The sequence below is a fragment of the Nonomuraea deserti genome (assembly GCF_004348685.1).
In the GTDB taxonomy this organism is placed as follows: Bacteria; Actinomycetota; Actinomycetes; order Streptosporangiales; family Streptosporangiaceae; genus Nonomuraea; species Nonomuraea deserti.
In genome coordinates, this window is the sequence record NZ_SMKO01000034.1 from 1 (window position 1) to 13,727 (window position 13,727).

The 13,727-nt window shown below is 72.2% G+C and carries 11 protein-coding genes; 6 read left to right on the forward strand and 5 right to left on the reverse strand.

Features of this window, described 5'->3' with window-relative positions; translation table 11 throughout:
* Positions 1-193 precede the first annotated feature (193 nt).
* Positions 194-772, forward strand: a complete 579-nt coding sequence (locus E1292_RS15590) for a dihydrofolate reductase family protein (protein ID WP_132595867.1) — start codon at positions 194-196, stop codon at positions 770-772.
* On the opposite strand, the gene E1292_RS15595 is transcribed toward E1292_RS15590, so the two are convergent.
* Positions 748-3,591 (reverse strand): helix-turn-helix transcriptional regulator, encoded by a 2,844-nt coding sequence (locus tag E1292_RS15595; RefSeq protein ID WP_132595868.1) that lies wholly within the window; start codon positions 3,589-3,591, stop codon positions 748-750. The two genes, E1292_RS15590 and E1292_RS15595, sit on opposite strands and share 25 nt — an antisense overlap.
* Before the next feature lie 168 nt (positions 3,592-3,759).
* Between E1292_RS15595 and E1292_RS15600 the strand changes: the two genes are divergently transcribed.
* From E1292_RS15600 to E1292_RS15610, 4 genes are all read left to right on the forward strand, one after another.
* Entirely contained in the window at positions 3,760-4,311 is a 552-nt protein-coding gene (locus E1292_RS15600) for a dihydrofolate reductase family protein (protein ID WP_132595869.1), read from the forward strand.
* 57 nt (positions 4,312-4,368) lie between these two features.
* Positions 4,369-5,841: a DUF6298 domain-containing protein gene (locus tag E1292_RS51090; protein ID WP_165974556.1), complete on the forward strand. Its 1,473-nt coding sequence runs from the start codon at positions 4,369-4,371 to the stop codon at positions 5,839-5,841.
* Positions 5,842-5,846: 5 nt separating this feature from the next.
* The gene (locus E1292_RS51095) at positions 5,847-6,308 is read left to right on the forward strand and encodes a pyridoxamine 5'-phosphate oxidase family protein (RefSeq protein ID WP_246090142.1); all 462 of its coding nucleotides are present in this window, start codon (positions 5,847-5,849) and stop codon (positions 6,306-6,308) included.
* 96 nt (positions 6,309-6,404) lie between these two features.
* Complete coding sequence (locus tag E1292_RS15610; protein ID WP_132595870.1) at positions 6,405-7,019, forward strand: dihydrofolate reductase family protein; 615 nt, start codon at positions 6,405-6,407, stop codon at positions 7,017-7,019.
* A gap of 143 nt (positions 7,020-7,162) precedes the next feature.
* Here the strand turns inward: E1292_RS15610 and E1292_RS15615 are convergent, their stop codons facing one another.
* From E1292_RS15615 to E1292_RS15630, 4 genes are all read right to left on the reverse strand, one after another.
* Positions 7,163-8,041, reverse strand: coding sequence for an alpha/beta fold hydrolase (locus E1292_RS15615; RefSeq protein ID WP_132595871.1), 879 nt, complete (start codon positions 8,039-8,041; stop codon positions 7,163-7,165).
* Between the two features lie 3 nt (positions 8,042-8,044).
* Positions 8,045-10,795 (reverse strand): helix-turn-helix transcriptional regulator, encoded by a 2,751-nt coding sequence (locus E1292_RS15620; protein WP_132595872.1) that lies wholly within the window; start codon positions 10,793-10,795, stop codon positions 8,045-8,047.
* A gap of 83 nt (positions 10,796-10,878) precedes the next feature.
* On the reverse strand, positions 10,879-11,799 hold the full coding sequence (locus tag E1292_RS15625) for an RNA polymerase sigma-70 factor (RefSeq protein WP_132595873.1): 921 nt from the start codon (positions 11,797-11,799) through the stop codon (positions 10,879-10,881).
* Positions 11,796-12,704 carry an NAD-dependent epimerase/dehydratase family protein gene (locus tag E1292_RS15630; protein WP_132595874.1) on the reverse strand — a complete coding sequence of 303 codons (909 nt, stop codon included), beginning with the start codon at positions 12,702-12,704 and terminating at the stop codon, positions 11,796-11,798. Before E1292_RS15630 ends, E1292_RS15625 begins: the two co-directional genes overlap by 4 nt.
* A 197-nt stretch (positions 12,705-12,901) precedes the next feature.
* On the opposite strand from E1292_RS15630, the gene E1292_RS15635 reads away from it, so the two are divergent.
* Positions 12,902-13,660 (forward strand): SDR family oxidoreductase, encoded by a 759-nt coding sequence (locus E1292_RS15635; RefSeq protein WP_132595875.1) that lies wholly within the window; start codon positions 12,902-12,904, stop codon positions 13,658-13,660.
* Positions 13,661-13,727: the final 67 nt, after the last annotated feature.

Genomic DNA, 13,727 nt, shown 5'->3' on the forward strand with positions numbered 1-13,727 from the left:
ACCTGCTGCCCGCCACCCGCGCGGACCTGCTCAGCCGCCTCGGCCGTACCGCCGATGCCGTCGCCGCCTACGACGAGGCCATCACCCTGGCCACCAACGACACCGAACGAACCTTCCTGCAGACGCGGCGGGCACGCCTGACCCGGGACACCTGACCACCGCCCCACCCGACCAGCACTTGAAGGAGAGCATCATGACCGCTACCTACACCTTCGACGTCTTCTCCAGCCTCGACGGCTTCGGCGCCGCCGGCGGCGACTGGACCGGCTACTGGGGCAAGCAGGGCCCCGAACTCCTGAACCACCGCCTCGCCTTGTACGACGAGGAGCAGCGGATGGTCTTCGGGGCCAACACGTATCGGGCGTTCGCGCAAATGCTGGCCTCGAGCACCGAGGAGTCCGAGGTGCGTGACCCATGGGTCACCCGGATGAGGAACCTGCCGGCGACGGTGGTGTCGACGACACTCGAAGGACCCCTCGACTGGCCGGACGCGACCCTCGTGAGCGGTGACGCCGTCAACGTCGTCGCCCGGCTCAAGGAGGAGTCCGAGGTGCCGTTGCGCTCGCACGGCAGCCTGTCGATGAACCGGGCGCTGATGGCCGCCGGCCTGGTCGACCGCGTCCAGGTGACGGTCTTCCCGGTGATCACCGGTCGGACCGGGGCGGACCCCGTCTTCCAGGGTGCGGCCGACTTCGACCTCGAGCTGATCGGGAGCCGGACGCTCGACGGCCGTACCCAGGAGCTCGTCTACCGGCCCACCCTGCATGCCTGAGTGTTCCGGCCACCTCCCGATGGTCCGGTGGACGGAGCCGTAGCGAGCGCGGCGAGTTCGGTGCGGTTGGCGACACCGAGCTTGGCGTAGACGTGGGAGAGGTGAGTCTTGACGGTGCTTCGGCTCATGAAGAGGCGCGCTCCGATCTGCGGGTTGTTGAGGCCCGCCGCGGCCAGCCGCACCACGCTCAGCTCGGTCGGGGTGAGGCTGTCCCAGCCGGATGCCGGCCGGTCGCGGGCACCCCGGCTACGGCGGACGTAGGCGACCGCGTCGTCGAGGGACAACTCGGCGCCCGCCGCCCATGCCGTCGCGAACTCGTCACCGAGCGCCTGCCTGAGCCGGTCGACCAGCTCGTCGTACTCGCGTCGTTCGGCGACGCGCCGGGGATACCCCATGGCGGCGCGTGCCGTGGTGCTCGCGGCCAGGGTCCGCACCGCGTTCGGCGGGGCCAGGTGGGCGGCGATGGCGTCCAGGCTGTCCACCCAGAACGTGCGTAGCCCGTGGGCGACGCGAATGATCAGTGCCTCGTGGTGCAGGTCGGGGTCGCCGGTGAGGTGGGCCCGTTGTTGCAGCACGTCCGCGAGGACGCGTGGCATGCCGAGCTCGCCGGCGATGGCTGCCGCCCGGTCGAGCTCGCCGCGGGCGTCCTCGTACCGGCCGGCGAGCCGTAGCGCCTCTGCGTAGCCGGCGTGCGCCTGCGCTGCGAGGTAGGTCGGCGCGACGTGCCCGGTCTGCCGTACATCGTGCTCGAACCAGCGCAGCGCGCCGTCGAGATCGCCGCTCGCCACCTGCACCCGTGCCAGTGCCGACCCCATGCCTGGCACGAACACCGCTGCTGCGGCGTTCTCCATGAGAAGGAGCAGAGGCCGCATCGCCTCGAGCGCCGCGGTCACGTCTCCGGACGCGGTGTGCGCGGCCGCCAGGGCACTGCGCGCCATGCCGACGCGCAGGTAGTCGCCGAGCGGCTCGGCCAGTTCGAGCGACTGCCCGGCGAGGCGGCGGGCCTCGGCCGGCCGGCCGCTCGCGAGCGCTCCGCTCGACAGGAATGCCAGCGCGGTCGACGCGATCCCGCGGTGACGCCGGCGGAGGCCGTCGAGCGCCGTTTCCAGCAGCGGCCGGGCCTCGTCGTGCCGGTCCTGCAGGTTTCGGATCATGCCCTGCAGCGCCAGCTGAGCATGCCTGAACAGCTGGTCGCCCGCGATTTCGGCAGAGCGGCTCGCCTCGACGGTGAGGTCCCAGGCGACGGTGAAGTCGGTGTAGAACCGGCCGACCGCGGCCAGCGAGAGGCACTGGCTGCGCAGGCTCTCGTCGCCGTGCGCGGTGGCCAGTTCGAGCGCCTGCCGTGCCACGTCGTATTCGAGATCGAGCGGGCTTGTGGTGTCGGCGACCAGCGCCAACCCGCTGAGCAGCCGTGCCTGTAGCGGCGAGCGGTCCGTCGGCGCGCGGCCGATGGCGCGTCGCAGGAAGGCGATGCCCTCGTGGCCGTGCCGGTGCAGATGCCACAACCACGACAGCTCGGCGGCCAGGCGGCGTCCCCTGTCGGGATCGGCGGCGGCCAGCCCCCACTCCAAGGCGGCGCGCAGGTTGTCGTACTCACCCTCCAGCCGGGCGCGCCAGGCGTCGAGGTCGGCGGTCCGCTCGGGCCCGTCGGCGGCGAAGGCGAGGAAGTGGCCGAGGTGCCGGTCGCGGACGAGGTCGCTCTCCCCGGCCTCCCGTAACCGGTCGGTGGCGTATTCGCGGATGGTCTCCAGCAGCAGGTAGCGGGACGCGTCGCCGCGGGGCTCCGCGACGATCAGCGACTTGTCCACCAACCGGCCGATGCTGCCCAATACGTCGTCGCGCGCGACCACTCCGCCCGCGCAGACCGTCCGTACGGCATCCAGGTCGAACCCGGAGGGGAACACCGCGAGGCGGCGGAACACCGCACGGTCCGGCTCGTCGAGCAGGTCGTGGCTCCAGGCGATGGACGCCGCAAGGGTCTGCTGGCGCGCGGCGACGCCACGCGGGCTGCGGACGAGCAGGCCGAACCGGTCGTCCAGGCCATGCTCGATCTGTTGCGGGGTGAGTGAGCCCAACCATGCGGCCGCGAGCTCGATGGCGAGCGGGATGCCGTCGAGCCGGGAGCACAGCACCCGGACGGCGGCCTCGCCCGCCTGGTCCAGGCCGAACCGCTGCCGGACCTGGCGGCCCCGCTCGACGAACAGCCGCAACGCCTCGTCCGGGGCCAGCGGCGGCACCCGCCACACCACCTCGCCCGGCACTGCCAGCGGCTCGCGGCTGGTGATCAGCACCGACACCTCCGGGCACGAGGACAGCAGCGCGCCGGTCAGCTCGGCGGCGCCGTCGATGATGTGCTCGCAGTTGTCCAGGCAGATCAGCGCGCGGCGGCCGCGCAACTGCGCCGCCATCGACCGCACAGGGCCCTGAACGGGTTCGACGAGCACGCCGAGCCTCGCCGCGACCAGTTCGGCGAGTTGCGTCTGGTCGCTGACGGTCGCCAGCTCGACCCACCGAACACCATCCGGCCGGCGCGCGACCTCGGTGGCGGCGATCTGCGCGGCGAGCCGGGTCTTGCCGACGCCGCCGGGGCCGGTCAGCGTCACCAGCCGCTCGGCCTCCAGCAGGGCGCGCACCGCGGCCAGCTCGGACCGCCTGCCCACGAAGCTGGCGAGCTGGACGGGCAGGTCAGTGGGCGCGGCGGACGTCATGGCACGGCTCAGTCTGCCATCGAAGCGCAGGAACCGGCCACCGGAGATTCCGGCCTCGGCCACCTGGCCGATGTTCTCCCCAGCCGCCGACGGCAGTCTTTCCCCGAACACCCCAACACCCGAACCGCGTCCCACGATCCGCGAACACCCCAACACCCCAACACCCGAACCGCGTCCCACGATCCGAGAACACCCCAACACCCCAACCGCGTCCCACGATCCGCGAACACCCGAACACCAACCCTGAACACCCGAACTCGACGACCAGGGAGCAACGCGATGGGATCCGTCGTCGCCCGCATGTCCATGTCTCTCGACGGCTTCGTCGCGGGGCCTGACGACGAGGTGGACCACGTGTTCGCCTGGCACAACGCCGGGCGGGCCGGGGTCGAGGCGGACGGCGCCGAGGTGTTCCCGCCCGGCGCGCTGGGGTCGCTGGTCTGTGGCCGCCGGTTGTTCGAGCTGACCAACGCGTGGGGCGGCAGACACCCGATGGGCGTGCACGTCTTCATCGTCACCCACAGCGTGCCGGACGGCTGGCCGCGCGAGGACACGCCGTTCACCTTCGTCACCGACGGTGTGGCCGGCGCGGTGCGGCAGGCCAAGGATCTTGCCGGTGACCGCGACATCGCCATCGCCACGCCCAGCATCACGCGGCAGTGCCTCGCCCTCGGACTGGTCGACATGATCGCAGTGGACCTCGTGCCGGTGTTGCTGGGGGAGGGCATCCCGTTCTTCGCCGGACTCGTGAAGGCACCACTCGAACTGGGCACCCCCACGGTGGTCGAGGGCAAGGGCGTCACGCACCTGCGCTACCCGGTCGGCCACTGACGCAGTCGTAACTCGAAAGGAGACGCCATGTCGGACATATCTGCATACCGTGATCGGATGCCCGGCCCGTTGGAGGTGTCCGCGGACAACCCGCGCTACTTCACCGTACGTTCGGACGGCCGGGCGGTGTATCTCACAGGCTCGCACATCTGGAACAACTTCCACGACGGCATGGGGCCCGGTGCGACCGCACCGGCCTCGCCCGAGAAGCTCGACTACGACTCCTATCTGGATTTCCTGACCGCCCGCGGGCACAACTTCATCCGGCTGTGGCGCTGGGAACAGTTCTCGTCGCAGGCCGCGGGCGGCGCGTACCACCTGAACATGAGCCCGCAGCCATGGCCGCGCACGGGGCAGGGAACGGCCAAGGACGGCGCACCGAAGTTCGACCTGTCCCAGTTCGATCCGGCCTATTTCCGGCGGCTGCGCGAGCGGGTCATAGCGGCCGGCGAGCGCGGCATGTACGTGGCCGTGATGTTGTTCGAGGGCTGGGCGCTGCACCTCAGCCCGGCGCCGGACAACGTCGAGGGGCACCCGTTCCATGCCGCCAACAACGTCAACGGCATCGGGATCACCTCGATCCTCGACCACCAGGTCCTGCCGCTCGACCCCGCGGTGCGGGCGCTGCAGGAGGCCTACGTCCAGCAGGTCGTCGACACCGTGCACGATCTGCCCAACGTCCTGTACGAGGTCGCCAACGAGTCGTCCGGCGGTGGCGCGGTCAGTACGGAGATGGCCGACGTGCTCGGCGTGCCGACGGATACCGAGTGGGGTGACTCGACCGACTGGCAGTACTGGGTGATGGAGTTCGTACGACAGTACGAGCGGCAACGCGAATACGATCCGCGCCCGATCGGGATGACCATGCAGTTCCCGGTGGCCGACCAGACCCTGGTCAACGCGCCCCTGTTCGACGGGCCCGCCGACTGGATCTCGCCCGGCTACGACGATGAGGTCTTCCGCGAGGGCGGTCATCCCGGCGCCCCCGACGGCCCGCCGTCGCGATGGCTGGAGAACCCGCCGCCCGCCGACGGCCGGAAGGTCCTGCTCAGCGACACCGACCACTTCGCCCCCGGCCGGGGCGACGCGCTCTGGGTATGGAAGGCGTTCCTGCGCGGCCACAACCCGATCCTGATGGACTTCGGCCTCATCGACGGCATCCCGCCGTCACCGGACGCCTTCGAGCCGGCCCGCCAGGCGATGGGCGACACCAGGCGCTACGCCGAGAGGATCGACCTCGTCCGCATGCCTCCTCGCGGCGACCTCAGCTCCACCGGCTATGCGCTGGCGCACCCCGGCAAGGAGTACCTCATCCTGCAGCCGAGCGAGCCGAGCGAGCCGTTCACCGCCGAGCTGCTGGCCGGCAGCTACACAGCCCACTGGTACGCCGTCGACGAGCGGACATCCCTGCCCGGCGACGAGGTGACGGTGCCGGGCGATGGTCTGGTGAAGTTCACCGTGCCGTCCACGATCGACGGCCCGGTCGTCCTGCACCTGGCGGCCGCCGAGCACAAGGTCCACGGCCGGTGAGCGAGATGTGGGCGGTGGTATCGCGGCTGCTCGGCGACAGCCGCTACCTCGTGCTCGCCACCGCCGACCGCCAGGGGCGGCCGTGGGCCACACCCGTCTTCTTCGCCGTCCGTGATGAGGACCGGCTCTTCTGGGTGTCGGCACCTGACAGCAGGCATTCCCGTAACCTCGCCGAACGCCCGGACGTGGCCGTCACGGTCTTCGACTCCCACGCGCCCATAGGCGGTGCCGAGGCGCTTTACCTCGAGGCGACCGCCGGCCCCGCCGACGACCCCGTCGAGGCGCTGACCACGCTCAACGCCCGCCTCCCCGCAGGCAGGAAACTCAGCGGCGACGACCTCGCGCCGTCCGGCCCCTGGCTGGCCTACTGCGCCGACGTACGGCGGCACTTCGTCCTGATCCGGGGAGGGGATTCGCGCTTCGACAACGTCACCGACGCACGACTCCGCGTCACACGCCCCCAGTAGAGGGGCCCACCATGGATGAGCCCACCCACCACGACGATCACGTCATTCGACGACCACATGAACGACGCGGACGGCACCTTCGGCTAAGGAGCCGGTATGACGCGCATCATCGCTGACATCTCGGTTTCCCTCGACGGCTTCGTCACCGGGCCCGATCCCGGCCCGGACAACGGTCCGGGCGTCGGTGGGGAGGCCCTGCACACGTGGGCGTTCTCCGACGATCCCGACGACCGCCGGATCCTGCGGGAGGCGACCGCCCGCTCGGGTGCCGTGCTTCTCGGGCGGCGGCTGTTCGACGTGGTCGACGGGCCGTACGGGTGGGACGACACGTCCGGTTACGGCGCCGGCGAGGTGGGCAAGCCCGCGTTCGTCGTCGTGACGAGCTCGCCGCCGGAGTCGGTGCGGCTCGCCGACCTCGACTGGACGTTCGTCACCAGCGGGTTGGCCGACGCCGTGGCCGCCGCGCGCGAGCGAGCCGTGGCCGCGTCGGCGCGGAGCGGCAAGGAGCTCGACGTCGTCCTGATGGGTGGCGGCGCCGTGATCGCTTCGGCGCTCGACGCCGGGCTGGTCGACGGGCTGACGCTGCACCTCGCGCCCGTCGTGCTGGGCGCGGGGACGCCGCTGTTCACCGGCGGAGCGCCGCGCACGCTGGTGCGGCGGAGCGTGACCCCGACATCGACCGCGACGCACCTGACCTACGACATCCTCTGACGACGTCGTTCGGCAGGAGGACTCCATATGTCACACAGCCGCCGAGCTCGGAAGAGCCGCGCGCAGGCCCGGCCGGCCAGCTCGTCGCCGATCAGGAACGCGCCGGCGAGCCGGCCGACGGTGAGCATCGGCACTTTCCCAGGTCACCCGGCCGTGTGCGCGAGGACGGCCGCGGCCAGCTCCTCGTGCACCTCGGGCGGCAGTGTGTGCCCCATGCCCGCCACGATCATCAGCCGCGCCCCTGGGATCTGCTCGGCGATGATCGCGCTGTGGCCCGGCTTGGCCGGCTCGTGGCTGCCCTCGATGACCAGTGTGGGCGCCTTCACCTGATGGAGCACGCCCACCGGCTCGAAGTCGGGCTTGGCCATGGCGGCCAGCCGGTGGTTGGCCACCGCCGACAGGTCGCGGGCCCGGTCGTAGATCCGTTCCTGCAGGCGGCGCGCCGCGTCCTCGTCGAACGGCAACCCGGTGCCGTGCAACAGGCGCTGCTCGGCGATCATGCCGTCGATCCGCGCGCGCCGGTCCGCCGGTGGCGGGGCGGCCATCAGCGTACGGTAGAAGGCCACGAACTCCGGTGCCGGCTCCGGCAGGCTCCCCTCGGGCTGCGACCGGCCCATCAGGGCCCGCATGATCACCTGGCCCTCGCCGCCGCCGAGCGGGGAGGAGCCGATGACGGTCAGCGACCGCACCCGCTCCGGCCGCTCCACGGCGACGAACTGGCCGAGCAGGCCGCCCGCCGAGTGGCAGACGAGGTGCGCGCTCTCCAGACCGTGGTGATCGAGCACGCGGTAGACGTCGTTCTTGATGTCGTCCCACGTGTACGGCTCCGCCTCGAAGTCGACGGTGCCCGACATGCCGGTGTCGCGGTGGTCGTACCGGATCACCCGGCGGCCTCCTGCGGTCAGCCGGCCGACGAACTCGTCCGGCCACAGGATGCCCTGCGACATCGAACCCATGATCAACAGGATCGGCGCGTCCGTCCGGGCGCCGAACTCCTCACTCCAGATGTTCACGTTCCGCATGACTCAAAGCATGTCGTCTTCGGCTACGGGCGCCTTCTGTAGAACTACCAGCCGCGCCAGATCCGTACGGGAGCCGATGCCCAGCTTCGGATAGATCTTGTACAGGTGATACTCGACCGTGCGCGGGCTCAGGAAGAGCCGGGCGGCGATCTGCTTGCTCGACAACCCCTCGGCGACCAGGCCCGCGATCCGCAGCTCCTGCGGGGTCAGCGCGTCGAGCACGGCCGCGGGCGGGGCCTGCCCGCTCTCGCCCGCGGCCCGCAACTCCTCCTGAGCGCGCCGCGCCCACGGCCGGGCGCCCGCCCGTTCGAACGTCTCCCACGCCGTCCGCAGATGCGCCCGCGCCTCGCCCGGCCGCTGCGTCCGGCGCAGGCGCTCACCCAGCAGCAGGGCCGTCCTGGCCGCCTCGAACGGGTTGGTGTGCAGCCGCAGCGCCTCGCCGAAGGCGTCCTCGGACGACTCGGCCAGGCCCCGGCAACGGGCCAGCAGGGCGTGCGACTCGGCCGTGGCGGCGTGCGCCGACCACTGCTCGTACGCGGCCAGCGCCGCCCGCGCGCCCGCCTCGTCGCCCGCGCCCGCGGCCGCCTCGACGCGGTCCGGCGCGGTCCGCCACGCCACGATCGGATGCCCGGCGCCCGGTCCCGCCGCGGCGATGGCCGTGAAACGGTCGTGCGCCGCCCCGTAGCGGCCCAGGCACAGATCGAGCAGCGCCAGCGCGTACGACGCAACGCCGGCGCGCAGCCCCACCCGGTGCGGGAGGGCGATGGCCAGCGCCTCGCGGGCCAGTCGCTCACAACGCTCCTCCTCGCCCCGCAGCGCCGCCAGCACCGCCAGGTTGGCCAGGTGCGCGGCCACCGTGTTCGTGTACCCGGCCTCACGAGCCAGCTCCAGGCCCTCCTCGGAGACGGCCTGGCTGCGCGCCGGCCGCCCCGCGATGCGCTCGGCCGTCGCCACGAACTCCAGCACGACCGGCAGCTGCCCGCTCATCCCCGACACCCTGGCCACCCGCCCGGCCCGCTCGGCCATCTCGCCGGCCAGATCCGGCTCGCCCAGAGCGCTGGCCGCGGCCGATGCCCACAGGTGCCCCGCCGCGTCCTCCAGCTCGCCGGACCGCGCCAGTGCCCGCCGCAGCAGCACCGGCCCGTCCGGGTCGCCGTCCAGCGTCAGGCCGATCCCGGCCACCGTGTCCCGCAAGAACCCCTCGGGGTGCGCCGCCGCCCGTCGGCCGAGCTCGACGATGGCCGCCGTGTCGCCGACGTACGAGGCCGCCTCCACGGCGTCGGCCAGCATGTCCAGGCTGTTCCCCGCCGCCAGGATCCGTACGGCCTCGGCGGCGTTGCCCGAGTTCAGCTCGAACCGGCCGCGGAGCTGGGCGATCTCCATGGCGAGCGTGGTGTCGCCGTCGGCCCCTTCGCGCGCCTCGGCCAGCAGCGACTCCGCCTGTCCAGGGCGGCCGCCGAGCCAGGCCGCGACGGCGGCGTCCTTCAGGCGGACGGCGCGGGCACGCGGCTCGGGGGTCAACTCGGCGGCCCTGGCCAGGGCGGTGGCGGCGGCGCCGTACCCGCCCCGGTCACGGGCCCGCTCCGCGGCGGCCACCAGCGCGGCGGCGACCTGCTCGTCCTGCCCCAGGGCGGCTCCGGCCAGGTGCCAGGCGCGGCGGTCATCCGAGGTCAGCTCCGCGAGGACGGCGTGCACGCGGCGGACGTCGGCCGGAGTGGCCGCCTCGTGCACCGCGGATCGGATGAGCGGATGAGCGAACCGCACGCTCGTGCCCGACACCTCGGCCAGTCCGGTCCTCTCCAGCTCGGCCAGCGCGACCCGCCCAGCCCCGTCCTGCGTCCCAGCCCCGTCCTGCGTTTCGGCACCGGATGGGAGCGATCGGGCCACGCGCGCGCCGGGCTCCACCGGTTGCTGGGCGAACAGCCACTCGGCGGCGCGCAGAACCAGGCCGAGGTCAGCCTCTACGGCGGCAACCAGAGCGACCAGCCGGGCAGAAGCGGACAACCCGGCCACTCGATCGCCGAAGAGCCGGGCGCCCACGGGCAGCGGATCGGGCAACGGCTCGCGCCCGGCGAGCTGCGCGGGCGTCAGGCGGGCGGCGATCTCACCCAGGGCGAGCGGGTTCGCGCCGGTCAGCGTGACGAGTTCCCGTTTCACCTGCGCGGGCAGCACACCGTGGCGGGATTCCAGCAGCTCGGCCGCGGCGGACTCGGCCAGGCCGCGCACCTCCACCGTCAGCGGCACGCCCTTGACAGGGGCCTCCCCGCGTACGGCGAACACCATCGCGATCCGTTCCGTCCCCAGCCGCCTGGCGGCGAACAGCAGCGCATCGGCCGAGGCCCGGTCGACCCACTGGAAGTCGTCGACCACGCAGATCAGCCCGTCCGGCGCGGCCGCCTCGGCCAGCAGCGAGAGCACACCGGCGCCCACCAGGAAGCGGTCGCCGATGTTGCCCGCGGCGAGCCCCAGGGCCGCGCGCAGGGCATCGCGCTGCGGCTCGGGCAGCGCGCCGAGCGAACCGGTCGCCGGCCACAGCACCTGGTGCAGCGCCGCGAACGCGAGGTCGGACTCGGACTCGACGCCGGTGGCCCGCAACACCCGCATCGCACCACCGCGCGCGGCCGCCGCGTCGAGCAAGGCGGTCTTGCCCGCGCCTGCCTCGCCCCGCAACACCACCGCGCCACCGAACCCGTCGCGAGCCCGCGCGATCATCTCGTCGAGTGCGCTGATTTCCGCAGATCTGCCGTAGAGCACGAACACCCACTGTAGGAGGCCCTTGCTGCCGTGCCCGAAGGCCCCGCCACCGCCCTGCGCCGGCGCGCTCGGTCAGGTCGGCTTCATCCGGGCCCGCGGGCCCGGTTCGCCTCGCGCACGACCGCCCAGGCGTCCGCCACCGGGCCCAGGTGCCGCAGTTTTTCGGGGTTGAGCATGGCGCGGATCGCCTGGACCTGCCCGTCGAGGATGTCGAGCGTCAAGGTGTTGACGATCTTGCCGTCCCGGTCCCGGAAGATCGCGCCCGGCTGGCCGTTCATCTCGTGCGGCTCCACCACGCCGCCGATCCGTGCGAACGGCGTCGCGATGGCGGCCAGCGTACGGGCCACGTTCCCGGCGCCGAAAACGCCGTCACCCCACAGCGGCGCCTTGCCGCCGCTGTCGCCGACCATCCGTACGTCGCCGGCCAGCAGCACGCGCAGCCCGTCCACGTCTCCTTCCCTGAAGGCGTGGAAGAAGCGCCCGGCGAGTTCGTCCCGCTCGCGGCGGTCCGCCTCGAACCGGGCGCGCCCGTCGTTCATATGGCGGCGCGCCCGGACGGCGAGCTGGCGGCACGCCACCTCCGAGCGCCCCACCGCGGTGGCGACCTCGCCGAAGCCGAACCCGAACACCTCCCGCAGCACGAAGACCGCGCGCTCCAGCGGGCTGAGCCGCTCCAGCAGCAGCAGCGCGGCCATCGACAGGGAGTCGGCCAGCTCCGCCGACCGCTCCGGATCCGCGTACGGGTCGGCCAGCAACGGTTCGGGGAACCACCGCCCGGAGTATTCCTCCCGCCGCACGCGCGCCGAGCGCAGCACGTCGATCGAGATCCGGGACACCGTGGCCGCCAGGAACGCCTTGGTCGACCTGGGCTGTGCCGGTGAGGCCTCGTAACGCAGCCAGGTCTCCTGGACCGCGTCCTCCGCTTCGCTCACGCTGCCGAGAATCCGGTAGGCGATCGAGAACAGCAGCGGCCGCAGCTCCTCGAACTCCTCCGCCCTGCTCACGTCAGCTCCTTGAAGCCCTGCCGCCAGGAGGGGTGGCGCAGCCGCCAGCCGAGCTCCCGTTTGGCCTTGGCGTTGGAGAAGCCGCGTCCCTCGGTCATCATGGTGACCGCCGTCTTCCCGGCCAGCAGCCGGGCCAGCCATACGGGGATCCGCATCGGCGGCTTCGCGCCCGCGCACGCCGCCAGGTGGGGAAGCCACTCGGCGGCCGGGGCGGGCTCGTCGTCAACGATGTTGAACACGCCTCTGGCCTGGTGTTCCACGGCCAGGACGGTGGCGGTCGCCGCGTCGTCGAGGTGCACCCACGAGCTGTGTCCGCCGCCGTCGCCGATGATCGGGTACTGTCGCCTGCGCACGAGCTCGACCTGGTCGTCGGTGGCCCCCGGCCCGTAGAAGGCGCCGTAGCGCAGGACAGCGCCGCCCGCCCTGACGACCACCTCCTCGAGGTGGCGAATCGCTCGTGCTCCCTGGCCTGTGCTGGTCGGGTCGAGCGGGTCCTCTTCCGTCTTCACCCATCCGCCGGTACGGATGCCGTTCCAGGCGCCGTAGCTCTGCGCGACGACATGGGACACGCCGACCGCTTCCGCGGCGGTCAGCAGGTGGTCCGTCCCTTCGAGGCGCAGCCGGTTGGTGGTGGCGAACCAGCGGTCGAAGTGCTTGATGTCCGGGTGGCCGGAGATGGCGGTCATCTGGTGCACCATCGTATCCGGCCTGGCCATGGCCACCGCCTCACCCACCGATACCGCGTCCAGGCCGTCCATCACGACCCCGTCTGCGCCCAGTCGCTCCAGCAGGCCCAGCTTGTCCGCGTTCGTCGTCGTCGCCGTCACCTGATGGCCGCGCGCCACCAGCTGCGGCACCAGCCGCCGCCCGAGCACCCCGGTCCCGCCCGCCACGAATATCCGCATGAGTCCTCACTCCTCTGACATAGGCGCCTTTCTCCCGGGACGAGACAGCCAGGTCGTTCCGTGACATAGGAGCGAGAGAACCGGGGAAGATCTCGCGACTCGGCCCGATCCCGGGGAAGTCGTCTCCTTTCCGTGTCACAGAACGGCCGGGCTGTCTCGTCCCGGGCAGACAACACTCATTCGGACAGGAGCTCGGCATGAACGAGAACCAGAAACTGGCTTTGGTCACCGGGGCGAACAAGGGAATCGGCCGGGCGGCCGCCGACCAACTCGCCGCGCTGGGCATGACGGTTCTGATCGGCGCGAGGGACGCGCGGCGCGGTGAAGAGGCCGCGGCAGCGGTGCGCGCGGAGGGCGGCGACGCGTACGCGATCGTCCTGGACGTCACCGATCCGGCCACCATCGAGGAGGCCGCGAGGTGGATCGAGGGGAGCTACGGCCGCCTCGACGTGCTGATCAACAACGCCGGCATCACCGGCTCTGGGCGGGTCTCACCCGCGGAGGCCATCGACCAGATCCCGAGCACCGTGGACCTGGACATGGTGCGCGCGGTGTTCGAGACCAACGTCTTCGGAGTGATCGCGGTGACCAATGCCATGCTCCCGCTGCTGCGGCGCTCACCGGCGCCGCGGATCGTCAACGTCAGCAGCGGCGGCGGGTCGCTGGCCATCGCCAGCGACCCGGACGGCCCGTTCACGGGGCTGCCGACGTCGGCCGCGTACTCGCCGTCCAAGACCGCGCTGAACGCGCTGACCGTGCAGTATGCCAACGAACTTCGCAAGGAGGGCTTCCTGATCAACGCCGCCGCCCCCGGCTACGTCGCCACGGACATCAACAACCACAGCGGGTTCCTCACCCCCGCGCAGGGCGCCACCGTCCTGGTACGCCTGGCCACGCTCGACGCCGACGGACCGACCGCCGGGTTCTTCAGCGCGGACGGCCCGGTGCCCTGGTAGCAGTCGGGCGTCCCTCCGGAGCTTCGTCGCCGGGGGCGAGGCTCCGGGGCGCCGCGCGTGGCTCGAA

Excerpts from the sequence above, each read along its gene's own strand:
- E1292_RS51095 (WP_246090142.1), top strand. The coding sequence starts at position 5,847 with ATGTGGGCGGTGGTATCGCGGCTGCTCGGCGACAGCCGCTACCTCGTG.
- E1292_RS15615 (WP_132595871.1), bottom strand. The coding sequence starts at position 8,041 with ATGCGGAACGTGAACATCTGGAGTGAGGAGTTCGGCGCCCGGACGGAC.
- E1292_RS15635 (WP_132595875.1), top strand. The coding sequence starts at position 12,902 with ATGAACGAGAACCAGAAACTGGCTTTGGTCACCGGGGCGAACAAGGGA.
- E1292_RS15630 (WP_132595874.1), bottom strand. The coding sequence starts at position 12,704 with ATGCGGATATTCGTGGCGGGCGGGACCGGGGTGCTCGGGCGGCGGCTG.
- E1292_RS15600 (WP_132595869.1), top strand. The coding sequence starts at position 3,760 with ATGGGATCCGTCGTCGCCCGCATGTCCATGTCTCTCGACGGCTTCGTC.
- E1292_RS51090 (WP_165974556.1), top strand. The coding sequence starts at position 4,369 with ATGCCCGGCCCGTTGGAGGTGTCCGCGGACAACCCGCGCTACTTCACC.
- E1292_RS15610 (WP_132595870.1), top strand. The coding sequence starts at position 6,405 with ATGACGCGCATCATCGCTGACATCTCGGTTTCCCTCGACGGCTTCGTC.
- E1292_RS15590 (WP_132595867.1), top strand. The coding sequence starts at position 194 with ATGACCGCTACCTACACCTTCGACGTCTTCTCCAGCCTCGACGGCTTC.